The organism is Priestia sp. D3YE.R1, assembly GCF_049199565.1.
Taxonomy (GTDB): Bacteria; Bacillota; Bacilli; order Bacillales; family Bacillaceae_H; genus Priestia; species Priestia aryabhattai.
Genome location: NZ_JBLTHW010000001.1, coordinates 1,102,307 through 1,126,080 on the forward strand (window position 1 = coordinate 1,102,307; position 23,774 = coordinate 1,126,080).

The window sequence follows — 23,774 nt, forward strand, 5'->3', positions numbered from 1 at the left end:
TACTTTTTTCAAATTCCAGAAGGGTGAATTATATATGAAGGGGATAAATGATATGAAAATATTTATGAATCGGGTTATAAAAAACATTACTTGTATAGTTGAATTTGTTTATCTATATATACTGCTCTCTTTTATAGAATTACAGGCTGCTTTACTAAAATCGCTGCAAATAAAATAGTCTTTTACCTTAAAAGATTCATAATATATATACCTTTAAAGATGTATATATTATGAATCTTTCTGCTGGTTTATTTGTGGTTCTAACGTAAAAATTGAGGATCGAAAATTAAGAGGTAATCAATAATTTTATATGAATTATATGAAAATGAATTTTTTTCTTATAGAAATTATTCATTAGTTTGCTTTAAACGTCATTTTTAGTTCTGGGCGAGCTTAATTAAAATCAATATGAGATCTTGTCGCAAAGCGCTGACTATACAGAAACAAGGAAGGATGCAGTTACTCTTCGTTAGGGAATAAAGCTTGAACAAGAACTTTTATAAACTCATTCAGAGAAGACTCACTTTCTTTAGGCTGGTTGAAGTTACTTAATTTCCCCAAAAAAATTCTTTCTTTTTTTACTTATTCATTTACACAAGATATTTTATACTCTTACGCTTTTCCTTTAATTTCAACCAATAAGGTTTATTATTAAAAACCTTATTTTTGACAAATAATATATTTACTTAAAATTAAAGGAGAGAAGAACATGAAGATTTTTCTAGCACTAATTATTGTCTTTTTATTATCTACTTTAAACCTCTTGCTAATGGATTTTCTATTAGGTTTTAGTTTTTATGATTCATTCCTGCACCTTCTAAACCCTTTTTGGGTCATGAGTAATGCTGAATATATCATGTTAGCTGGACTTTTTCTTATTGTCATTGGCCAACAAATTTTTATGATTATTAAAAAAAGAGAGAAACGATACCGTCCTAACTAGTTTTTTTCTTCACATAGTTCCGAATGAGGGAGACAACCAGCATAAACAAAGGAATCACAATCAAAAAAGGAACATGAAGGTATTTTAATGTAATAGTAAACCCTTCTTCTAAATGTTCTGAAAAACTGGAAGCTATTGTCATGGAAAGGAAAATCAAAATAAAGCCCATGGGAAGAATGATTTGCTGACGGTTCTTCACCTTAAATAAATCAGTAATTCCAAGGATAGCTGCATACATAAAAATAGATGCTTTAAAAAAAACGGTCATTAACAGGGTGAAAACTACAATTGCATCCATTCTTTCAATAAAATCAAATAGATTAACTTTTCCAATCGTAGCCAAGGTAGGAAATGTAGATCTTTTCATTACATCCAAACCTAGAACCGACATATTTAAAGCAGCTGTCCAGCTTAGGATCAACCCACTTGAAAGTACTGCAGATAACCATACCTTTTTTATTAGTTTAGGACGATTTAAATATGGTAGCAGCATCGTAAATACGAGCATTTCACCAAATGGAAAAGATACAACAGGAGGAAACGCTGTAGTTAACACGGGTTTCCACCCGTGTTCAAGAAAGGGGCGGATATGATTTAAACTAACATTTCCAGATACTAGAACAAAAAAATTAGCTCCTAGCCCCAATAATAGTAGGATGACAATAAATACTTCTGCTGTTCTTCCTATTACTTCTATCCCTAGATAAATGACATAACACATAACAAGAATAAGCGAGAGATTAATTGCTAGTAATGGGGTTTCCGGTAAAGTGGACGAAGTCAATAAGTCCCCGAAATCACGTACATTTCTAGCTGCAATATACAAGAAAAACAAACAGTATAATAATCCAAGCACCCAGCCAAAGAATTCACCAAATATTTTTCTAACATATCCAGTAAGGGGAATGGTCGGATATTGACGAAATAACATATAGTAAACAAAGAATAAGAGTATGCCTCCGCCCATTCCTAGAAGGATAGCAAGCCAGGCATCTTTACCGGCGGGGATTCCATAACTTACAATTAGAGAAGTACCCAAGTCGAAGATAAACATAAGGGCAAAGAGTTGTGTAACGCTTATTTTTGCTTTCTCCATTCGTCTCTCAACTCCTTTGTTTGCCCTTTATCATTATTTTATTTGTTTATATAAGACTTGGTTGTCATACCTGTCCGACGAATAATAGCTTGTACATTCACGTGAACTTCTGTTTCTGGAAAAATATCTTTTTCCCATGAATGATTAATGTTGTTCCATACATGCTTATTCGCTATATTAACCGTTTCACCAAAATTGAAGATATCACTTTTTTGCTTTTGAGCTTTTTTTATTGCCAATAGTATTTCCTGTTTAATCTCTTCTTCTAATTGTTCATCTAGTTGGCCAAGAGCTTGCGATTTGGCAAGATCTATAGAGCAATTATTTTCTAAGACTGTTCCTTCTGCGTGAACAGTAATATAGATTGTCGGTTTCTGATGGTTGAATGTTACATGGGTAGACGATTTGGAACGCGAAATTTCAATTGCGATTGCATCCTTTTTCTTTCCGCAATTAAGATTCATCACGGTTCGTTTCATTTCGTTCGTAATCCATGTCACTCCTCGTGCAGGAGGCCCATCCACCCATTTTTTTAACTTTCCATTTTTAAAAAGAGCAATCCCTTTAATTTCAATGTTTGCACTTGGAGAAACTTGTTGTGTATTTGTTGTTGCATTTCCACTCTTTTTCTCCCCATTAATCTTAATACCTGTGACTACTACACTTCCTTCTTTTAGCCCCTGAATCACTTGATCTGCACGCGTACTTTTATAGGTTCCCCAGTCCTCTTCAGAAGATTTTAAAGCATCTCCAATATTTGCAGAAGGGATGGCTTCTAATGATGTTGTGACTTCTAGCGTCTCTTTCGCCGTAATATGTCCTCTTGCAATTAAAACTGGAAAAAGAACCCGAAACTGGCTATCACGTTCAATCATATCAAATAAATCTTCAATTCCTTGTTTCGCTACCTTCTCGCCGATTACTAAGATTTGAAGGTGAGGAAAGAAAAGCTCTCCAGGTGACTTTGTTGAAATCTTTCGAAGAGTCTCAGCAAGGGTGCTTCCTGTTTCAGTAAAGGTTGTCACAGGGGAAGCTTGAACTTTTCCTCCTTGTTGTCCACCAGCTACTTGTGAAGGATTGATAATTTGAACCGTAACTTTATATCTGTTCTTTACTTTGTCACTGCCTTTATCAATAGCCATTCCTGAAACGATACTTAGCTGCTGTAACTCTTCGCGGTCCCAGCATCCTGACAAGAAGACTAACAATATGCAAAGCAAAAGAAGCATCAATGATTTATGTCTCATCAGAATCCCTCTTTGATTCTTGATTTTTCATCTTTCCTTCTCTTGGCGAAGGCCCGCGATCTTGATTAGGGTCTGTTCGCTTCGTTTTTACCTGACTAATTAAACGGGGGCGTTTAGACATAAAAGGTAAAGGGAAACGGAAGATGGAATCTTTCTGATCAGCTAAAATGGCAGGGGCAAAAGGAGCTAAATACGGAATACCAAAGGAACGCAAGCTGCATGTATGAGCTACTAACATGATTACTCCTAATCCAATACCGTATAATCCAAAAAAACTAGCTAAAATCATCATCCCGAACCGAAGTAAACGAGTAGCATCCGTCATGGCATAATGAGGAATGGTAAAGCTGGCGATAGCCGTGGCTGCCACGACAATGACCATTGCGCTGGAAACAATCCCAGCTGAAACAGCTGCTTCTCCCAATACAAGAGCCCCGACGATGGAAACAGCCTGACCAACAGGCCGGGGCATACGAACACCAGCTTCTCGCAACACTTCAAAGGTAAATTCCATCAATAGCGCTTCTATAATAATCGGAAAGGGAATATTTTGACGCTGAGCTGCCAAATTAATCAGCAGCGGTGTTGGAATTAATTCCGGATGGAAGGAAAGAAACGCAATAAATAAAGATGGACCAAGAAGAGTAATTAAAAAAGAAATGATTCTCAGCATGCGCAAAAAGCTAGACATTGTCCAGCGTAAATAATAATCCTCTGCCGTCTGAAAAAATTGATTCCAAGTCGCAGGAACAATGAGAGGTGTAGGTGTCTCATTCACAAAAATCACGACTCTTCCTTCTAATAAATTTCCTGCCACTACATCGGGCCGTTCTGTGATAAAAACAGTTGGCCAAGGTGTCCAAGTTTCATCAGAAATCCATTCTTCAATTGTATTCGAGCCTTGAACTTCATCTACTTCCATCTTACCTAATCTTTCTTTAATTTCTGTAAGAAGCTTATCGTTGACAATGCCTTTTACGTACATCATGCCAACACCTGTTTGCGTGATTGTTCCTATTTCCTTCGTTTCTAACCAGAGGTTTGGGCTCTTAATACGACGGCGAATCATTGCTGTATTAGTGATAAGGGACTCTGTAAAGCTGTCTCGAGGGCCTCGAACGGACGATTCTGCTACGGGTTCCGAAATGGCTCTAAGATCTCCTCCTTGCGCGGCACAGCCAAAGCCTTGATTCCATCCATCAACTAAGACAATTGTTTCGCCGGATAAAAGATGGAAAAAAAGTTTATCGAAATTCGTTATCTCTCCCACATTTGTAATAGTTAATATATGTTCTTTTATGTACATCCCTAATTCGCTTGGTTCATAAGGGTTTTCCTCTTTAATCATCTCTACATCATTCATCAGCCTTTCTATAATGGAGTTTCCTAAAATTTCTTTATCCGTTAATCCATTTATATAAATAGAAGCTACTTTACGTAAAAAAGGTTTTCCCATTTTAAAATCCCGAACCACTAAATCTCCACTATTACCTAAAGAGTTCTTTACTCTTGTTAGATTTTCAGCCAAAGATGAACTAAGAGTCTCGTCATTTGAAGTAGTTTCTTCATACTGAAGGGGCATTTTTTTGGGTTTTCTTGATTTTTTTATCAGGCGATTCCATGCGCTGTTCATATTTTAATAACCCTCCATTTTTGTATGTCATCGAATGAAGAGGACACTGGTTTTTCCAATATTCACTAGTAATTTTTCCTTATATTCCTTTTTTATACATTCATTCTTCCTTCATTAACTTGTTTCAAAGGAAAGTAACTAGCGTAGCATAAAAGTTACTACAGTGTGATAACTGGATTTAGATTGAATGGACCTGTCAATATCTTTATTCGTTAAATCGTTTTGGTCGTAGTAAGGTCAATTTATAATTTATAATAGAAGAAACTCACCAAAAAGAAGCCTTTGCTATAATTAGCAAAGGCTTTCAAAATTATGAGAATCACAATTAATAGGAACGAGTTAAAAGATATTTTTTAAATTTTTAAGAATATTTAGTGTATTTTTTCTGATTCTAAGCAGTAAGTTTTGAATCATTATTATCTTTAGATGCTTGATTCTTGTTTCTTAAAAGAAATGCACCAAATAGAGTAAAGATAGTGACAATAACTCCCATGATTAAGTATGTTTGACGAAAACCAATTGAATCGTATAGATTTCCTACGATAGGGGAGAGGATAACAGCTCCTAGCTGCATCGCAAATTGGTAGCCAACCAAATATAAAATTGAAGAGAATTTTGTATCAAAATGTGTAGCCAGATATTTAAACACAGAAACAATGATAATGGCAAACTCTGGTGCGTTAAGAAGCTTAATAAATGAAATGCTGTATGGATCTGATACTAACCCTGAACCTATCACGCGTAAAATCATAATGATTCCCGCTAAAATTAAACCTCCTTTAGGACCTACTTTACGGACAATGAATGGAGCAACTAATAACATACCGGATTCTAAAAAGACCTGACCTGCATTTAAGTAACCAAATATTTGGTTTCCTAATTGTTCTGTTGGGAACAGAGAGGCATAATATACAGGGAATTGCTGGTCGAAAACATTATAAATACAGCCCGTCCCGAGCATGAAAATCATAAAAACCCAGAAATCTTTTCGTTTAAATAAACTGCCCAAATCTTGAATAGAAAGGGACTTTGCCTTCTTTTCTTCGATAGTGGATACTTCTACTTTTGTAAGGAAAATAACAAGTAATAAGAGAATGCCTGATCCCGATGCAATCCAAAAGTTGATATCAGGGTTAATGTTAAGCATTCGTCCTCCAATAGCAGCTGCCACGGCTGCCCCTATTGATCCCCAAAGTCTTGCACGACCGAATTCAAACTCATACTTTCTGCCAACTTTTTCAATATATGACTCGATAGCTGAGATACCAGCTAAAAAAGTGATGGCAAGATAAGACCCGCCTGTCAGGGCTCCTATCCAAAAATTCCAGTTTAAAAGAGGTTGATAGATAAAAATTAGAAATGGTCCAGATAAAATAACTAAAATTGAAATGAAGTATAATAAATTCTTTCGTAACCCCAATTTATCGGAGATATATCCATAAAGCGGTTGGAAAAGCATAGTGAAGACAGCGTTTACAGAAAAAACAATACCTGTTTGTGCTCCGGAAAGGTTAAGGCTTTGACCCAACCAGATAGCAAAAAAAGTGAAAATAGAGGCAATAGATAAGAAGAACAAGAAAAAGAAACTGCTTAGCTTCCAGTAAAGTTTATTGTTTTGCATATTTAAATCCCCTTTGCTGTTTATGTATCTAACTTTTATTTAGAAAGCGTTTTCTATTTGATTGTATTATATATGGTACCGATTTCATATGTCAATAAGAAAATAATTAACAAAAATACCCTTTAAATAAAGGATATTTTAAGTGTAGTGCGTTTTTTTACTGTGGTACTGGTTTCTCGCTTATGAGATAAACACTTTTAAATGTGCTGGTTTATTAATCTATATAAAAATGTCCTGTTTTAAAGAGTCACAGCGATTTTGCGGGTATTCTTATTGAACGGATGATATAGAGATGCAAACGAATTCATTCATTGCATTTTGTCTCTTTTTTAACGTAAAATAAGTATGAAACTGATTTCAGTTAGTGATGGAGTGATAAACAAATGCCTACCATATATGACGTAGCAAAATTATCGGGGTTATCAAAAACAACCGTTTCCCGTGTTATAAACAATCATTCATATGTTTCAGAAGAGAAAAAAAATCTGGTGCTAAAAGCAATGAAAGAGCTTAACTATACCCCAAACCCTTCAGCAAGAAGGTTAAGAGGACAGGTAACGACTACAATTGGTGTCATTGTACCAAGAATCGTAAATCCATTTTTCTCTTATTTAGTCGATTCAATTGAACAAGTTGCTTATAAAAACGGCTATCACGTATTAATCTTTCAAAGTAATGAAGATAAAGAGAAAGAATTGGCCTTTTTAAATTTACTAAAAACAAAGCAAGTTGACGGAATTATTATGACCTCTATTGAAAACGAGTGGAGCGTCATAGAACCGTTTACTGAATCTGGTCCTATTTTGTTATGCAATGAATATGTAAACAACGCAAGTGTTCCGATTGTTCGATTAGATCAATACAAGGGTGCATATATAGGCGTAAAGCATTTACTTGAAAAGGGACACCGGAAAATCGGGTACTGTACAGGTGGATTGTTCGCTGAGGAAGGTAAGGACAAGGACCGTAACCAAGGTTATCAAAAAGCACTTCAAGAGGCAGGAATTCAGCCGGATCCAAAATGGATTTTTGTTAATCAACACAGCATTGAAGATGGAAAACAAGTAGTTAAAAAAATCCTGTCAATGGAGGATCGCCCTACGGCTATATTTACAGGAAGTGATGAGATTGCCGGGGGAATGATGATTGAAGCCAAAGAGTGTGGTCTAAAAATACCTAATGATTTGGCGATTATTGGCTTTGATGATCAACCTCTTGCACAAATGTTAGATCCGAAGTTAACAACTATACGACAACCTATTGATCAGATGGGGATCAAAGCAATGGAAACTCTTATTGATATGTTGAATGATTCTGAAGTAAAGGTGGAAACGTTTGAACTCCCAATCGAGCTGGTGGTTCGAAGCTCAACGTAATAGGAAATCGCAAATGAAGGTGAGAGCGGAAGTTATTCGTTCTCACCTTTTTTGAAAAATTTTCAGAAAAGTTATTGAAACCGTTCCCATGATGTAATACAATGAATTCATCTTAAAGAATAAAGGTTAGATAAGATTTTTAAGAGTATATTTTTTAAAATTTTATATGGTATCGATACCATATAAAACGAAAAATAAGTACATAATTTTAATATAAATATATAGGAGCTGATAAGAAATGGTTCAACTAAGTGAAAGAAAGAATGAAAAAAGCGCTACAATAACGAAGGGACAGTGGTGGAAAGAAGCAGTTGTATATCAAATTTATCCGAAAAGTTTTTATGATTCGAATGGTGACGGAATTGGTGACTTAAAAGGAGTTATTCAAAAATTAGATTACTTAAAAGAGTTAGGTATCGACGTTATTTGGCTAAGTCCAGTTTATCAATCACCAATGGATGATAACGGATATGACATCTCTGATTATAAAGCCATTGCAGAAGAATTTGGCTCTATGGAAGATATGGATCTACTAATCCATGAAGCTAAAAAAAGAGAGATAAAGATTATCATGGACTTAGTCGTTAACCATACTTCGGATGAGCATGAATGGTTCCTAGAATCAAAAAGTGATGTAAATCATCCTAAAAGAGATTGGTATATTTGGAGAAATGGAAAAGAAGACGGGACTCCTCCTAACAATTGGAAATCTATTTTTGGCGGTTCGTGCTGGGAGTATGATGAGCAAACTGGACAGTATTATCTTCATGCATTTTCTAAAAAACAGCCTGATCTTAATTGGGAAAACCCTGATCTCCGAAATGCCGTTTATAAAATGGTCACATGGTGGTTAGATAAAGGAATTAGCGGCTTTAGAGTAGACGCCATTACGTTTATAAAAAAACGACAGGACTTTGCTGATTCGCATGATGGAATGAATGTAATTGAAACCAATCAACAAGGCATCCATGAATTTTTAAGTGAACTAAGTAAAGAAGCTTTTACTTCACACGATATCTTAACGGTGGCAGAAGCACCTGGGGTATCACACAAAGAACTGCCTATTTATGCAGGAGAAGACGGACATTTTAGTATGCTTTTCGAGTTCGAACATGTCGATCTAGATGTAGGAAAAGAAGGAAAATGGTATGAACCGTATAATTGGAATCTACTTGATTTCAAAAAAGCCATTTCTGATAGTCAAACGTTCTATAACAACACAGGGTGGGGAGCGCTTTATTTAGAAAACCATGATCAGCCTCGTTCGTTAAACAAATTTATTAAACCAGAAGATATAGGACCTATTTCAGCTAAAATGTTAGCTACCGTCTATTTTTTATTAAAAGGGACGCCATTTATCTATCAAGGGCAAGAAATTGGAATGACAAATGTAGAGTATCCATCAATCGAGCATTACAATGACTTAGCTTCAATTGATCAATATCACTCTGCGCTAAAAGAAGGATTTTCAAAAGAGGAAGCATTAGCAGCGATTTGGAGACGCAGTCGTGATAATTCTCGAACGCCTATGCACTGGAATCATTCTGAATATGCAGGGTTTAGCCAAGGCACACCCTGGCTAGAGATAAATCCTAACTACTCTTCTATTAACGTCGAGAATGCTTTAAAGGATCGTAATTCTTTATTTTATTTCTATAAAAAGTTAATTAGTTTAAGAAAAAGCAGTCCATATTCAGATGTTATTGCTTTTGGTAAATACGAAGACATGTTTAAAGATAGCCTGCAAATAATGGCCTACACGAGAGAGTTTAACGATAAAAAAATAGCGGTGATTGCTAACTTTGATAATAAAGAGTTAACTCTAAACTTAGATTTTAATATGAAAAAGGTTATTTTATCGAACTATGACCATTTAGAGCTGCAGCTAAATCAGATAAAATTACGACCTTATGAGTCCATTGTTTGTGAAATCGATTCATCATTTTAATCTCTTTTTATCACAATTAACTTATTTACGTGTAGAAAGGCAGGAGGGTATTTTTTGAAAACAGTAAGAAATCAACATCAAGAAAAAATCTCAAAGGCAATGGAATCTGTGTTAAACGAGCAGGAGTCTGTTGATCAGAATCATTGGCGACTGCAATATCATGTATCTACACCAGCGTACTGGATGAATGACCCAAACGGATTCAGCTTTTACAAAGGAGAGTATCATTTGTTTTATCAACATCATCCTTACTCTCCCAAGTGGGGGCCAATGTATTGGGGGCATATAAAAAGTAAAGATCTTACTTACTGGGAACACCTTCCTATCGCTCTTGCTCCAAGTGAAGAATACGATCAAGATGGATGTTTTTCAGGAAGTGCAGTTGAAAAAGACGGAAAGCTTTATGCAATGTACACAGGGAATGTGTGGACAGGAGATAACTATGATACGGACTTAAGACAGGTTCAATGTCTTGCTGTAAGCGAAGACGGCGTTCATTTTAATAAAGTGCCTCAAAACCCAGTGATTAATTCAGTGCCTGAAGGGGATATTCATCCTCATCATTTTAGAGACCCAAAAGTATGGAAGAAAGACGACTATTATTATTGCGTTCTTGGATCACGTACAAAGGATCATGAGGGCCAAGTTCTTTTGTATCGTTCAAGAGATCTGATGAAGTGGGAGTTTATAAATGTGATGGCAAAAAGCCAAGGGAATCTTGGTTTTATGTGGGAGTGTCCGGATCTTTTTAGTCTCGAAGGACAAGACGTGCTTCTTATGTCACCTCAAGGGGTAAAACCAGAAGGGAATCTCTATCATAACTTGCATCAAGCTGGATATGTAAAAGGAAATTTAGACTATAAAACAGGGTTGCTTCAACATGAAGACTTTCAGCTTTTGGACTACGGATTTGATTTTTATGCTCCTCAAACAACAGAAGATGAACATGGCAGACGCATTATGATAGCGTGGATGGCTATGTGGGAAAGCAGCATGCCTGAACAAAAACATAATTGGGCGGGAGCAATGACTATTCCGCGGGAGCTTTCTACTAACCAAGGGAATATAATTAGTAAACCAATTCAGGAGCTTAAACAGCTTCGTCAACATCACGTGCAGTATGAAAATATTACAGTTAACGGAGAACAAGAACTTGCAGGTATTTCAGGTGATTGTTACGAACTTGAAGTGAAAATTAATGCAAAAGCTGCTTCACAGTTCGGAATAAAATTGAGAACAGATCCTGACACTCAACAAGAAACTCTTTTAACTTATGATAGGCTGGAAAGCTTGTTTATTTTTAATCGTGATAAATCAGGTGAAGGCGATGGGGGAATCAGAAAAGCGCCTGTTGGATTAAATACTAATCACTTACATCTTCATCTGTTTGTTGATAAATCGTCCATTGAAGTTTTTATTAATGAAGGTGAGAAAGTGATGACGAGCAGAATCTATCCTGGAGACAATGCAACAGGGATTTGTTTCTTTGCAGATCAAGAAATTGAATTGAGTACCTTAAATAAATGGAACTTAAGCAAGGGCGTTTCCCCACTGATTTTTAAAGGCTAATAGGAATTGGATAAAGATAGTAGACAAGCAACGTACAAGAGAAAAATTACAACAACTTATGCAATTAGATTAACTTGAAGAACAGATTCCCTTAAGGGGATCTGTTCTTTTTATATATACATGAATATCTTTATTACGTGGAAAAGTGCTTTTTTTGATTATTGTTATCTTTTATAAATAGTTTTATAAAGAATAGGGGGTAAATCATCAAATACAAATTAAAAGCCCACCATGTTAAATCGAAATCTTTAATAAATGCCCAATACGCAATAGCTTGTAGTCCTGAGAAAAAGGTTTTAAATATTTCATCTTTTTATTTAATGTGTTCTTCCAAAGTGGATTTACCAGCATTAGCTTCTTTTTCCCCGGTCATATTTAATGTCACTACACCGATAATGATGAGAGCTATAGCAACGATCTTTAGCAGACTTACACTTTCATTGAAGTACATAAATCCAATTAGCGTAATAATTATAATCCCCATACCTGACCAAATAGCGTAAGCAATTGAAACTTCTAAACTTTTTAACGTTAATGTCAAAAAGCACAAACTACAAATATAAAAAAGTATAAGCAATACACTTGGTATAACTTTAGTAAAGCCGTCTGATAACTTCATGGTCGTAGTTCCAGCAACTTCAAAAAGAATAGCTAAACATAAATAAATCCAATGCAACTTTCTCCGCCTCCTTATTTTTTACAGAAAAGCTTAGGTGATGATTTTTGTCATAAAAATACTCATAGATAACAAATAAATATAACTTTAAATACCTTATAAGTATAAGTTTACCATATTAAGATTTTTATATATAATCTATAGATGCTGTTACTTACATATTTTGAGGAGGAGAAAAGAAATGAAGAAAACGTTTGTCGCATTAATTTTTGCTTTGTCCCTGGTTGTATCTGCATTAGGAATTCAGCCTTCGAATGTTAAAGCTGAATCGAATCACAATCCGGTTGTTCTTGTTCATGGAATCAGCGGTGCGTCTTATAACTTTATTGCTATCAAAAACTATTTAATTGCTCAAGGGTGGGATCGCGATGATCTTTATGCTATTGATTTTATAGATAAGACAGGCAACAATTTGAATAATGGACCTCAGCTTGCTCGATACATTGATCAAGTGTTGAAAGAAACGGGAGCTGAGAAGGTAGATATTGTTGCTCATAGTATGGGTGGAGCAAACACGCTGTACTATATTAAATATCTAGGAGGAGGGAATAAGATTGAAAATGTCGTGACGTTAGGAGGAGCGAATGGTTTGGTGTCTTCGACAGCACTCCCAGGTACAGATCTCAATCAAAAAATTCTTTATACATCGATCTACAGCATAAATGATCAAATTGTTGCTAATAGTCTCTCTAGGCTGCAAGGAGCAAGAAATATTCAACTTTATGGCATTGGACATATTGGATTGCTTTCAAATAGTCAGGTTAACGCGTACATAAAAGAAGGGCTGAATGGCGGGGGACAAAATACAAACTAATTATTTTTCAGTTGGATAAGACAGGCTCGACTTTTATATATTGAAAATTACACTGTTTGCCTTTGTTTTTCAAGAGCATGTATCTAATGAAAAACACCCGAAGTCAAAGCAGATCCCGTGTCAAAATAGAGTAGACTTAAAAAAGTACCTCGGTTAATCGAGGTACTTTTATAGGTTCTTGTACAAAGAGTGCGTGATTAAAACTGCTTAAAGTGTTTTTTTAATCGCGCATTGCGCCTGCTTCTCGAGAAGTCATTGCACCTTGTCCTTCATTTACATCTCTTTGAATTTCTTGTTTTACTTTTTGTGCATTTGTTGCAGAAGCTGCTGGTTTTTCAGTAAAACCCGTATTTTCTTTAGCTGGTTGATTTTGCTGCATATAATCTCTCCTTCTTTTTTTATTCGTACAAAAAGGAAGAATGGAGATCCATTCTTCCTTCAGCCATCAATTATAAAGTTGTCTTAGAAACGTCCGCCGCCAAGTTGTTGCTCAGCTAATTGCACAAGACGTTTTGTGATTTCGCCACCTACTGATCCATTTGCACGTGCAGTTGTATCAGCACCGAGGTTTACACCAAATTCGCTAGCGATTTCATATTTCATTTGATCGATTGCTTGTTCAGCACCGTATACTAATAATTCGTTGTTGTTGCTGCTTTTGTTGTTTGCCATGTTGTGTCACCTCCTTGTTTTTCTTAAGCTTCCTATTGTGGAAGAAATGTACTCATGGTAAATGATGGATGTGTATTTTCTTATCAGGAAGACATACTAGTTTTTAGAAACAATCGACACTGTAAAAAGTGGGATTAGATGTTTCATTTCCTTGTGACTAAAAACTAAACGCTTGCCATGTGTAGGAGAGAGAATGATAACTCGTTTGTCATTCTTTTTTCATGTTCATACCAGTTGAATGACAAAAGACTAACTCTTTAAAGAGTTAGCCTTTGGCTTAATAAAAATGATTGCTTTTTATAGCTATTTTAAGAGCTATGTTTAGTTATTCTATCCATTGCTTCTTGAACTGCATGTACAACAAAAGGATCTTTTTCCTTCAAATCATTCACGCTGATTTCACCTGATTGTAAACCTCTGCAAATTTCATGGATATCTTCTTCAATGGTAATCGGCAGCTTATTTTCTGTAAGCATGTTACTTAATTCATTTGCTAACATTTTTTGTTGATCCATCAGATGCCCTTCTCGTCATGTAAAAGTATAAAGTGATCAAGCTTATTTATTTTCTCATTCTTCCTGCTGATTCTGTACTTTTTCAATTCCAGTGTTTGATTCATATCCGACTCGATAAGTGCTGGATTTTTGTTGCTTTACTGACTCTGGCATTTGATACTGCTTTAAATCATCCTGAAACTGTCTTGTGCTTGGATTTCCTTCCACTTATATTCCTCCTCAGTAAATTAAATTTTGACGTTTTAGTTTCCCCATTTCATAAAACAATTAAGCATGTTGTGCATGTCTCTTAGCAACAAGTATCTATTTAATTCTCGGGAAATAAAAATATAACTTAACCTTCCACTTATTTTATCTTCAAATTTTCAAACAATAGGGCTAGGAGGTGTTTTTATGCCAAAGAAAGACTTTAAAGGCGTTGATAATTCAGGAATTGCAGAAAGAGTTGATTATAACAACTATAAAAATAAAGATAGCAATAATGATCCTACGCTTAACCGTATTGTCGAAGAAGATGGGCGTGCTCTTGACCCGAGGGAAACCTTAGAAAATTTCTTTACTGACCTTGAAGGCGAAGAGCCACAAGAAATTACAACTTAATAAAAAAAGTAGAAAACGGCGGATCTTTTTTAGCGAAAAGACCTATGAAACGCAGATATTTTTATTAGAGAACCTGCTGTAAACGAGTTAGCATGATTTAAAAAAATGAAGGCTGTTAATAGAGGTGAAGTTAATGTCGCATACAGAAGCTGAACGAACAACGTATATGTATGATCCTTTCACTATACAAGGTCTTGAAATGAATATACCTAAAGAAAACGAAGGCAGCCAACCGCTAATAAATCGTTCAGGACTGAGTACCTCTACGTTCAAAACAAATATGAATAGAGAACATTTTGAACGTTATATTTATTAGCAGGAATATTCTGCAGCGTTGTATCTTATAAAAGATCTTTCTAGTTTATATGCTAGAAGGATCTTTCCACTAAATATTCTCATTTCAATGTAGTAATCAATTGCTTGTGCCTGAGGTATTGGAAAATTCACCTTGGTTTTAGGTGTGGGTAGGTAATAAAAGTGGTTAGTGTTTTTTTCATATATACTGTCTGTACATCCATTGTAGAAAGGATTTAAAGAAATGCAGAAGCAAACCTTATTTTTTAATTTAGACGATACGCTTGTTCACTGTAATAAATATTTTAGAGATACCATAAATGCTTTTGTGGCTCAATTGCAGGAATGGTTTGAGAATCTGACTAAGGAAGAAATAAAACAAAAGCAGTTAGAGATAGATTTAAAAAGCATCGAAAAGTACGGCCTTCATTCTTCCCGCTTTCCAGAATCATTAGCAGCTACTTATTTATTTTTTAGTGAACAAAACCATCAAGATATCCATGAAGATAGAGTCGAAAGAGTCAAAAAAATTGGTCAAAGTGTATTTGAAGTGCCGATAGAGCCTCTGCCAAATATGTATGAAGTATTAGATGAACTTAAAAAACAAGGTCATAACCTCTACTTACACACAGGTGGAGACGAGGAAAATCAAGGGAGAAAAATTGTGCAGCTAGAGCTAGCTAAATACTTTGAAAAAAGAGTATTCATTTCTGAACATAAAGATACACCTGCGTTAAAAGAAATACTAAACCAAATTAAGTACGACCCCAAAAAGACTTGGATGATTGGCAATTCATTAAAAACCGATATAAGACCGGCAGTAGAAGCTGGAATACATGCGATTCACGTGCCTTCTGAACTGGAGTGGAGCTACAATCAAGTTAAAATTGATATTGCGCCAAAAGGTAAATTGATAACCGTTCATTCACTGCTGGAAGTTCCAGAAATCATCCAAAAGCACGCTCAAGAAACGGTTGTATCCACCTAATATTAGGTTATATGTAAACACAATATACAGAAACAGCTAACCGTTGATTAAACCTTACTCAACAGTAGTCAGATGAAGTTCTTATGTTTTTCCTAATCAACTCACATAATATACAGAGGAGGTGACTGATATGGAAGATCAATCCAAAAAATCAGAAAAAATGATATGTGAAGATCATAATTCTCCAGTGGATGAAAGAAGCTACGATTTATACGAAGCGACGCGTAATTCACTTTTACGCAATGAACTAGACGATAAAAACAAAACCATTTTAAATAATATTGATAACGCAGCGATGGATGTTAATCTTCAGGAATAACGGACATGAAAAAACTTCTACTGCTTAGTCTCATAGCTACGTTACTAAGAATACACATTTCTTTTTCTCTTAGTAAAGAAGACCCTAAATAATTAGGGTCTTTTTTAGGTATTTGTCCAAACATTCTATGGTTGTTTCACCTACAGTAACAGGAGTCTACTAACAGAAAGGAGAAGGTTTTTAATATGAGAAACAATTATCCTTATCAGCACTCTAATTACGGTGGTTATCAAGGGGCTATGTATCCTCAGCAAGGTAACTGTGGTTACCCTCAAACTAAACCATGTGGTCAATTGTCTCCTCAAACCATGCCTGCTCAGTATGACCCAGTTAAACAAAATACATCTTTTACTGGTCAAGATGTGTTTGTGCCAATGGTGCATCCGAGTCATACCACAGATGTTTATCAAAAAAATTATAAATATATGCACTCATTCCCGCATACAGAATCCGTTGTATGTCAGGAAACGCATCAACATTTTTGTGCTCCAAGCTGTCCTCCTAGACCTCGTCCTTGGTGCTGATAGCCAAAAAAGCCCCTTCATTTTAACAAGGAAGGGTTTTTACTATGTGAAATGATGGTATCTAGCTATCGTTAAACAAAGTAGCCTATTTTAGACTAAAATCCAATCGCTATGAGCTATGTCTACATATAATACCTTAACCCATGTATATTTAAAGTTTTTTCCTTTAGTTAAATACCACGAAAAGAGGTGTTTGTATGTCTAGTTATGGTGGAGCTGGTTCTGGTTTTGCTTTATTAGTTGTCCTGTTTATTCTTCTTGTCATTATTGGATGCAGCTGTTATGGCCGCGGATTTGGCTATTAATAACAATAAAAAAGTCTTTCTCTAATTTGAGAAAGACTTTTTTATTCTAGGTTGTGCAGGGAGTACTTTTATACGCAATAGAACTGATTGGGCGGAAGTCAAACAATCTATTGCAGAGGGAGTAAAACTCATATATGGGATCTGAGGATGCTTCATTGTATGTAAAAGAAACTAAAAGGTTATTATTTTTTTATTTATAGTGATATAAAACGTAGTCTATCCACTTCGTGGAGCAAATTTTGTTTTTCATCATATGCTAAATGTATGAACGAGAAGGAGGTGAAGTTTATGTTCTTTGGCGGTTATGGCGGAGGTTGTGGCTATGGTTATGGCGGCGGCTGCGGTTACGGCGGTGGCAGTGGTTTTGCTTTAATTATCGTGCTGTTTATCTTATTAATCATTATCGGCTGTGCTTGTTGGGGAGGATTTGGCGGTTGCTAATTATTAGCCTGCCTTTGTCTCTAACTTAAAAAAGTTAGCTTTATGCTAGCTTTTTTTCTTTGTTAAATTTGTACATGTCCAGTGATTACGCCTTATATCTCTCGTGTTAACCAATGGTTTACAGCTTGTTACTAAACGTTTATGGGATTTTTTACATAAAAGAATTGAAGATACGATTCCTAAAGTGTGAAAGTTATTATACTCAGCATAAGAACCATGAATATTTAAAATAAGTTTAGTTGAAAATTCACCTCTTTGTTTTGGGAAAATCATGTAAAATAATGATAAGAGGAGGAATGGAAATGAATGGTACAGATGCGATAGTATTAAATATAAAAGAGATTAGAAGAAGAAGTATAAAGATTTGGCAAGCAATTCCTGATGATAAACTCGATTGGAAGCCAGATAAAGAAGCTATGACATGCGTAGAAATGGTTCGTCATGTCCTAGAGTCAGAATACTATTATCATCTAGCGATCAAAAATTTGGGCAGCTTAAAGGAATTTGATTCTCCTTTTGAAAAAAGACCCTTACAATCTATAAAGGATGAATTGGAGTTTGCAGCATCATACCACAAACAATTTTTAGACATGATTACTACTTTTTCTGAAGAAGATTTAACTAATATTCAAATAGACCGTTCAGATGTTGGGTATATTCGTTCTTTAGGGGATATGTTGATGCGGATAGGCTATCATGAATCCGTACATGCTGGGCAACTCTTACACTATTTGAGAATCATGGAGGTTGATCGACCTAGGATATGGGATTAAATCAATTAAATTAAATAATATGTATGTTATGGATAAAGTTAGTTACCGTAATGTCCTTATTTGCTAAAAAACATTTTTTGTATTTATAGAAAGCTCATTGTTTACAATCTGTGCTTTTTGCACGTGAATTTGTCCAAACATCGCTGCAATATCTGCTCGAATAGACTAGTCAATTAATTAGCTATAAGCAACTATACCAGGGGCTATCTCCATGGAAATAGCCCCTGCGATTTCTGGATCTTGAAAGCGTGCTCCGAATGGAATATCATCCAAACCTGCTTCTGAATGTTCAGGCGAGGTCGAGGGAAAGCTACTCCATTTTCTTTTAATAGCTTTTCTACATCTTTCATTCATTAGATTAATCAAATGAATGTTTTGGTGCTTATTCTCCATGCTTTAGTTTTTTTATATACCTTATTAAGTACTTTACAAAGATATCATCTCTTACTAACCAAGCGGCATAATTCCTTTTTAAAAAGATTTCTGCTTCCTTAAAGCTTTTAAATGTATGAATCGATAGCCCTTTGCTATTTTCAATTATCCATTCATCTTCATTCTGAAGAGAAACAAGGAACATATCATCATTTCGAGTTTCGTAGAGAGAACCAGATGAAGATTCTTTCAAATTATATCGGTTTCTTCTTGCATCCTCTCGCACAGGATCCAGATGAAATGTATCTGTTACAAACTCGTTATAAGCTTCATTAGTTAACGAACATCCAGCAGCTTTTGCGTGACCTCCGCCTCCATAGTGGCCAGCAACTTCTGATACATCCACATGATCATGAATGGTTCGAAGGCTAATTCTTTTTCCTCCCATATTCAACATGGCGATGTAATCAAGGTGAGGATATTCTTTTCCTAATTCGTTTCCAAGTTCTGAATGATACGATTCAGCGTATACGATTCCTGATAAATAGTCACCTATAGAGGTTTGCACCAGTTCTCGTCTTTTTCGACGAATATAACGTTCTACTTTATCTTCTTCCATATCTAATATCTTCTGTTCAAACTCGTCAAAAAAGAAGTGGTCACTGTTTTGAAGCCTGTTAACCATTTTGTCTTCAAACTCGTCAATCGATATTAAAAAGAAGAGAGCATTTAGCCTGTGTGCTTCTTGGTTGTTGTTCTTTTCCCATTCCCAAGTATCATACTGCCTTACTAGTTCTACAAATTGATCAACCGCATTGGAAGTCTGGATAAGTTCATTTTCTATAAGGTATTCATAAAACAAGGACGTTCCTGAGGCTAAGTTCCCTTCGTTATCTTCCACGACAACGTGTCCCCATTCATATTCGTTGAAATGAAGAGCTGTTTTATGATGATCAAGCAGCTGGACTTTTCCTCCTGTTTGATAAAACTCTTCAAGTCTTTTTTCATTCTCTTCGTTTACTGATAAATCCGTGATAAATAAATGTGTATTTCTTTCTTCATTTTCTAAAAACCACTCTACTTCACGGTTAAGCGATGCAATAGAGTTATAACGAATTTTTATTCTGTCTCCAAAAGCTAACTTTGCTAAAACTCCGCATCCAACTCCATCTAAATCCGTATGCGATAACAGCTTATACATATCTTTCACCTCGAAATTATTATGATACAAGAGAAAGATTTTTAACCACTGAGGCTTTAGATTGCTGGAGAGCACTATCGTAAAACTAATTTTTCTTTAGTTAGCTATGTTAACGTCCTAAGAGCATAGCATATAAAGCTTCTTTCCATTTGATCTACCTGAATACAAACTAAAGTGCCGCCTTAATTATATGTTTAAGGAAGAGCTTCTTCGTTTAAAAGTATTGTATGTAACAAGAAAACATCTTGGTTAAGCATAATGATATCTGTGGTATAAGAAAAACATTGGTTGTTTACATTCTTTTAAGAACAGAAAGGGGATAATATATGAAAACTTCTGCTGAAGCACAAAAGAGTTTCGTTCAAACACCATTAAAAGGGAAAAATATTTTATCGAGACCTTATCTAAACAAAGGGTCTGCATTTACAAAAAGAGAAAGAGAAGAACTCAAGTTGGATAGATTATTACCGCCCACCGTACTGACATTAGAAGAACAGGTACAGCGTGCTTATCAACAGTTTAAGAATGCATCAAAAGATCTGCAAAAAAATAATTTATTCACTCTTTTAACTACGGGTCTATTGTTAAGAAGGCTAGAATAGCGGGTACATACAAAGTAAGGAGAAAAGATCTTAATGAAGGAGGAAAGCTCTATGAGTAAAAGTATTATAGGTGTATATGAGTCGCCGGAAGAAACATTAACTAGAATTGAGGAATTAAGAATGACAGGGTATGAGGATAATGAAATTACAGTTCTAACTAATCAAGAGACCGCAGCGGGCAATCTAGCTTACAGAACGAATGTAAACGTGGATAAGCTGTCTGCTGCTGACCAAGATGAAGTCACTCATGAAGATATGACTGGAGGGGCCCAGCCGGATTCTTTTTTTGATAAATTAAAGAAATTTTTTGTGGTCCAAAATTACTCAAATGAAGAAGACCGCGCAACAAATTTAGGTATTCCCACGGAGGAGCTAACCTCTCATAAAAAAGATTTAGATGATGGAAAGTTTGTAATTGCTGTGACTTCGCATAAATTGAATGAAAAAGGGTTAGACCTAGAGTAATATATTTAATTTAAAAGTGGAATGAAAAGGCGGCTGTAGGCATTAGCTTACAGCCCCTTTTGAGATATAGAATTCATAAGAAAAATTCTTTACAAAGAAGATTATTTATGGCCATACTCTGCCTTTAAATATTTGCGTAAGTGAATTAGGGACAGTCAAACCCAAGGAATACGTAAATTCTTTGGGTTTTTTATAAGATTTTAAGATTAAATCTTTCTTTCACTTAGAAATATTAAAACGACAGTAGTGAGCATGTACGCATAGTGTCACAAGATTTAATGGTCTTTAAATGCCTAAAAATATTTGTGCAAACGGTTGCATTGAATTGTTAGTTTATTATATAATGTTCAAATAAAAGTATTCTCATGATTTTAATAATTGGATTTTATGACACTTTTAAGAAGGTATAAGCGATAGTCAATCGCTTACGAATGAGCAGATAGTGGGGATTTTTACTTACTCAAACAGCATTTTTAGACCAGGACTATTAGTTATGCCGTATTCCAGAGGTAATCTAGCAAAATAGAAAACTGCCAGCCAAAGACACTAGTATTTACAGTATTCATCGTTGTTTTGAAAACGTTAACAACGAACGTTGTAGCAATTTACATCAGAACTCTATCTTTGCGCGGCTGTTAATTAAATCATAGGAGGCAGTTATGTTAGGAGAAAAAATCGTTGAAACCAGTGAAAAAAGCGTTCAGCCAAACTTACCTTATCTACCGATCAGTACCATATGGTTAATTAGTTTTGGATTTTTAGGTGTACAAATGGCATTCTCATTACAGAGTTCAAATATGGGACGCATATTTCAAACAATCGGTGCTGATCCAACTACATTAGGCTTTTTCTTTATTTTACCGCCGTTGGCTGGTTTAGTCGTTCAGCCCTTAGTTGGCTATTTTTCAGATCGTACGTGGATGCCAAGGCTTGGCCGTCGTATACCTTATCTACTGATTGGCGCAATTGTAGCCGTAATTGTTATGTGTTTGCTGCCAAACGCCGGCAGTTTTGGTTTTAGTGCGGTGGCTGCCATGACTTTTGGAGCTATCACTATTTTGTTTATGGACGTATCATCAAATGTAGCCATGCAGCCATTTAAGATGATGGTTGGAGACATGGTCAATGAAGAGCAAAAAGGTTTTGCCTATTCTATTCAAAGTTTTCTATCAAACAGCGGTGCTGTGCTAGCTTGTATTTTCCCTTTTGTGTTAACGGTATTAGGTGTATCAAATAGTGCACCAAAAGGAGTAGTACCGCAATCAGTTGTTATTTCATTTTATGTTGGAGCCGGTGTGTTAATTATTTGTAGTTTATTTACAATACTTAAAGTAAAAGAATATTCACCTGCAGAATTTGCAGCATACCACGGTATTACAGACGAAGCTACAAAAGAAAATATAAACGTTTTTAAACTGCTTCGCAACGCTCCAAAGATTTTTTGGACGGTCACGCTTGTTCAATTTTTCTGCTGGATGGGCTTTCAATATTTATGGACGTACGGTACAGGTGCAGTCGCTGAAAACGTTTGGTATACGAATCAGCCGTCTAGCTCAGGCTATCAAGCAGCTGGCAATTGGTTCGGTATTTTATCAGCTGTACAGTCGGTTGCCGCAGTCATTTGGTCGCTGGTTTTGTCCCGCGTAGCCAACAACGAACGTAAGCCAGCGTATGCTTTTAGTTTACTGCTAGGCGGTATTGGTTTTGGATCTGTCTTTTTTATTCACAATCAATGGATGCTGATTGCTTCATTTATTTTAATTGGTATCGCTTGGGCTGCGATGATGACGTTTCCGTTTACAATGCTTACCAACGCCCTGTCAGGAAAGAATATGGGAACATATCTAGGATTATTTAATGGAAGTATTTGTTTACCGCAAATTATAGCTTCTTGCTTGAGTTTTGCTTTGTTCCCAATAATCGGATCTTCTATGCCAGGCATGATTTTAATCTCAGGTATTTTACTTGTTACGGGAGCAGCGTCTGTTTCAATTATTAAGGAAACATACTCAAAGTAATCAGCAGCTGTGCGCGTGGTAAAAGAGTAACGTGGTTTCTTACGTTCTTTGTCTTCAAACTGTTGACTCAAACCTATAAGAATCTTATTTTTAAGTCTATTATCATGATAAAATGTAAACGAATTCAATCTGGTGGGAATTTTGATAACAAGAATGGAGAATGAATCAATGAAAACTGAAAAAGAAAAAATGATTGATGGCGAGCTGTATTTTCCAGCAGACCAAGAATTAGTAAAGGACCGAGAATCTGCAAGACGGCTTGTTCGTTTGTTTAATAATACAGACGAGACAGATTATGAAAAGCGTACAAAGCTATTAAAGGAACTATTGGGTTCAACGGGAGAACGTCTCTACCTTGAGTCTAACTTTCGATGCGACTACGGATACAATATCCACGTAGGAGAAAATTTTTATGCGAACTTTGACTGCACACTTTTAGATGGGGGACGAATTACAATAGGGAAGAACTGCATGATGGCACCGGGCGTACATATTTATACGAATACTCATCCTGTGAATGCAGAACAGCGAATTACAGAAGTTGAATATACCAAGCCCGTCACGATTGGAGATAATGTATGGATTGGAGGACGAGCTGTCATCAATCCAGGCGTTACAATTGGACATAATGTTGTAATCGCTTCCGGAGCTGTTGTGATAAAAAATGTTCCAGATAATGTAGTAGTGGGAGGGAACCCCGCAAAGATTATAAAAAAGTTGGATTAGTTTTTACTAGCTGAACATCGTTTATAAAGTAACTAG

At 35.7% G+C, this 23,774-nt stretch carries 26 protein-coding genes and 2 pseudogenes; 17 read left to right on the forward strand and 11 right to left on the reverse strand.

The window, feature by feature from the left end; all coding sequences use genetic code 11:
- The first annotated feature begins 709 nt into the window (after positions 1-709).
- Positions 710-943 (forward strand): hypothetical protein, encoded by a 234-nt coding sequence (locus ACOZIR_RS05625; RefSeq protein WP_045293594.1) that lies wholly within the window; start codon positions 710-712, stop codon positions 941-943.
- Here ACOZIR_RS05625 and ACOZIR_RS05630 read toward each other — a convergent pair.
- The 4 genes from ACOZIR_RS05630 to ACOZIR_RS05645 form a co-directional block, all read right to left on the reverse strand.
- Positions 936-2,039 (reverse strand): GerAB/ArcD/ProY family transporter, encoded by a 1,104-nt coding sequence (locus ACOZIR_RS05630; protein ID WP_045293591.1) that lies wholly within the window; start codon positions 2,037-2,039, stop codon positions 936-938. The genes ACOZIR_RS05625 and ACOZIR_RS05630 overlap by 8 nt on opposite strands.
- Before the next feature lie 38 nt (positions 2,040-2,077).
- On the reverse strand, positions 2,078-3,286 hold the full coding sequence (locus ACOZIR_RS05635; protein ID WP_310878055.1) for a Ger(x)C family spore germination protein: 1,209 nt from the start codon (positions 3,284-3,286) through the stop codon (positions 2,078-2,080).
- Positions 3,276-4,919, reverse strand: coding sequence for a spore germination protein (locus tag ACOZIR_RS05640; RefSeq protein ID WP_310878054.1), 1,644 nt, complete (start codon positions 4,917-4,919; stop codon positions 3,276-3,278). Before ACOZIR_RS05640 ends, ACOZIR_RS05635 begins: the two co-directional genes overlap by 11 nt.
- Before the next feature lie 391 nt (positions 4,920-5,310).
- Positions 5,311-6,540: an MFS transporter gene (locus tag ACOZIR_RS05645; RefSeq protein ID WP_045293587.1), complete on the reverse strand. Its 1,230-nt coding sequence runs from the start codon at positions 6,538-6,540 to the stop codon at positions 5,311-5,313.
- Between the two features lie 383 nt (positions 6,541-6,923).
- Here ACOZIR_RS05645 and ACOZIR_RS05650 point away from each other — a divergent pair, with 383 nt between their 5' ends.
- From ACOZIR_RS05650 to ACOZIR_RS05660, 3 genes are all read left to right on the forward strand, one after another.
- Positions 6,924-7,916, forward strand: coding sequence for a LacI family DNA-binding transcriptional regulator (locus ACOZIR_RS05650; RefSeq protein ID WP_045293585.1), 993 nt, complete (start codon positions 6,924-6,926; stop codon positions 7,914-7,916).
- Between the two features lie 238 nt (positions 7,917-8,154).
- Entirely contained in the window at positions 8,155-9,864 is a 1,710-nt protein-coding gene (locus ACOZIR_RS05655; protein WP_328120486.1) for an alpha-glucosidase, read from the forward strand.
- A gap of 54 nt (positions 9,865-9,918) precedes the next feature.
- The gene (locus tag ACOZIR_RS05660; protein ID WP_340141821.1) at positions 9,919-11,433 is read left to right on the forward strand and encodes a glycoside hydrolase family 32 protein; all 1,515 of its coding nucleotides are present in this window, start codon (positions 9,919-9,921) and stop codon (positions 11,431-11,433) included.
- Between the two features lie 133 nt (positions 11,434-11,566).
- Here the strand turns inward: ACOZIR_RS05660 and ACOZIR_RS05665 are convergent.
- Both ACOZIR_RS05665 and ACOZIR_RS05670 read right to left on the reverse strand, forming a co-directional pair.
- Positions 11,567-11,728, reverse strand: a pseudogene (locus ACOZIR_RS05665) (DUF5360 family protein); the annotation flags it as partial.
- Positions 11,729-11,746: 18 nt separating this feature from the next.
- Positions 11,747-12,109, reverse strand: a complete 363-nt coding sequence (locus tag ACOZIR_RS05670) for a DMT family transporter (RefSeq protein WP_045293582.1) — start codon at positions 12,107-12,109, stop codon at positions 11,747-11,749.
- A gap of 181 nt (positions 12,110-12,290) precedes the next feature.
- On the opposite strand from ACOZIR_RS05670, the gene ACOZIR_RS05675 reads away from it, so the two are divergent.
- Positions 12,291-12,923, forward strand: a complete 633-nt coding sequence (locus ACOZIR_RS05675; protein ID WP_045293580.1) for an esterase/lipase family protein — start codon at positions 12,291-12,293, stop codon at positions 12,921-12,923.
- A gap of 220 nt (positions 12,924-13,143) precedes the next feature.
- Here ACOZIR_RS05675 and ACOZIR_RS05680 read toward each other — a convergent pair whose 3' ends face one another.
- From ACOZIR_RS05680 to ACOZIR_RS05695, 4 genes are all read right to left on the reverse strand, one after another.
- The gene (locus tag ACOZIR_RS05680; RefSeq protein ID WP_169746680.1) at positions 13,144-13,302 is read right to left on the reverse strand and encodes a hypothetical protein; all 159 of its coding nucleotides are present in this window, start codon (positions 13,300-13,302) and stop codon (positions 13,144-13,146) included.
- A gap of 83 nt (positions 13,303-13,385) precedes the next feature.
- Positions 13,386-13,595 carry an alpha/beta-type small acid-soluble spore protein gene (locus ACOZIR_RS05685; protein WP_013058452.1) on the reverse strand — a complete coding sequence of 70 codons (210 nt, stop codon included), beginning with the start codon at positions 13,593-13,595 and terminating at the stop codon, positions 13,386-13,388.
- 308 nt (positions 13,596-13,903) lie between these two features.
- Positions 13,904-14,110, reverse strand: coding sequence for a hypothetical protein (locus ACOZIR_RS05690; protein WP_045293578.1), 207 nt, complete (start codon positions 14,108-14,110; stop codon positions 13,904-13,906).
- 54 nt (positions 14,111-14,164) lie between these two features.
- A complete protein-coding gene (locus ACOZIR_RS05695; RefSeq protein WP_169746679.1) occupies positions 14,165-14,317 on the reverse strand; it encodes a hypothetical protein in 153 nt (50 codons plus the stop codon).
- Positions 14,318-14,503: 186 nt separating this feature from the next.
- On the opposite strand from ACOZIR_RS05695, the gene ACOZIR_RS05700 reads away from it, so the two are divergent.
- The 8 genes from ACOZIR_RS05700 (at position 14,504) to ACOZIR_RS05735 (ending at position 18,354) form a co-directional block, all read left to right on the forward strand.
- On the forward strand, positions 14,504-14,710 hold the full coding sequence (locus tag ACOZIR_RS05700; RefSeq protein WP_013058443.1) for a hypothetical protein: 207 nt from the start codon (positions 14,504-14,506) through the stop codon (positions 14,708-14,710).
- A gap of 133 nt (positions 14,711-14,843) precedes the next feature.
- Entirely contained in the window at positions 14,844-15,026 is a 183-nt protein-coding gene (locus ACOZIR_RS05705; RefSeq protein ID WP_310878052.1) for a hypothetical protein, read from the forward strand.
- A gap of 222 nt (positions 15,027-15,248) precedes the next feature.
- On the forward strand, positions 15,249-15,992 hold the full coding sequence (locus tag ACOZIR_RS05710) for an HAD family hydrolase (protein ID WP_045293574.1): 744 nt from the start codon (positions 15,249-15,251) through the stop codon (positions 15,990-15,992).
- Positions 15,993-16,122: 130 nt separating this feature from the next.
- A complete protein-coding gene (locus ACOZIR_RS05715) occupies positions 16,123-16,311 on the forward strand; it encodes a hypothetical protein (protein WP_045293573.1) in 189 nt (62 codons plus the stop codon).
- A 185-nt stretch (positions 16,312-16,496) separates the two neighbouring features.
- Positions 16,497-16,835: a CotD family spore coat protein gene (locus ACOZIR_RS05720; protein WP_052942412.1), complete on the forward strand. Its 339-nt coding sequence runs from the start codon at positions 16,497-16,499 to the stop codon at positions 16,833-16,835.
- A 197-nt stretch (positions 16,836-17,032) separates the two neighbouring features.
- On the forward strand, positions 17,033-17,140 hold the full coding sequence (locus ACOZIR_RS05725) for a YjcZ family sporulation protein (RefSeq protein ID WP_016766356.1): 108 nt from the start codon (positions 17,033-17,035) through the stop codon (positions 17,138-17,140).
- Positions 17,141-17,428: 288 nt separating this feature from the next.
- On the forward strand, positions 17,429-17,581 hold the full coding sequence (locus ACOZIR_RS05730) for a YjcZ family sporulation protein (RefSeq protein WP_013058439.1): 153 nt from the start codon (positions 17,429-17,431) through the stop codon (positions 17,579-17,581).
- A gap of 302 nt (positions 17,582-17,883) precedes the next feature.
- Entirely contained in the window at positions 17,884-18,354 is a 471-nt protein-coding gene (locus tag ACOZIR_RS05735; RefSeq protein WP_045293422.1) for a DinB family protein, read from the forward strand.
- Positions 18,355-18,736: 382 nt separating this feature from the next.
- Here the strand turns inward: ACOZIR_RS05735 and ACOZIR_RS05740 are convergent, their stop codons facing one another.
- Positions 18,737-19,927, reverse strand: coding sequence for an oligoribonuclease (locus ACOZIR_RS05740; RefSeq protein ID WP_328120488.1), 1,191 nt, complete (start codon positions 19,925-19,927; stop codon positions 18,737-18,739).
- Between the two features lie 326 nt (positions 19,928-20,253).
- Between ACOZIR_RS05740 and ACOZIR_RS05745 the strand changes: the two are divergent.
- From ACOZIR_RS05745 to ACOZIR_RS05760, 4 genes and pseudogenes are all read left to right on the forward strand, one after another.
- Positions 20,254-20,484: pseudogene (locus ACOZIR_RS05745) on the forward strand (NAD-dependent malic enzyme); the annotation flags it as partial.
- Between the two features lie 96 nt (positions 20,485-20,580).
- Positions 20,581-20,994 (forward strand): general stress protein, encoded by a 414-nt coding sequence (locus ACOZIR_RS05750; protein ID WP_045293428.1) that lies wholly within the window; start codon positions 20,581-20,583, stop codon positions 20,992-20,994.
- Positions 20,995-21,653: 659 nt separating this feature from the next.
- The gene (locus ACOZIR_RS05755; RefSeq protein WP_328120489.1) at positions 21,654-23,012 is read left to right on the forward strand and encodes an SLC45 family MFS transporter; all 1,359 of its coding nucleotides are present in this window, start codon (positions 21,654-21,656) and stop codon (positions 23,010-23,012) included.
- 168 nt (positions 23,013-23,180) lie between these two features.
- On the forward strand, positions 23,181-23,738 hold the full coding sequence (locus ACOZIR_RS05760; protein ID WP_045293431.1) for a sugar O-acetyltransferase: 558 nt from the start codon (positions 23,181-23,183) through the stop codon (positions 23,736-23,738).
- Positions 23,739-23,774: the final 36 nt, after the last annotated feature.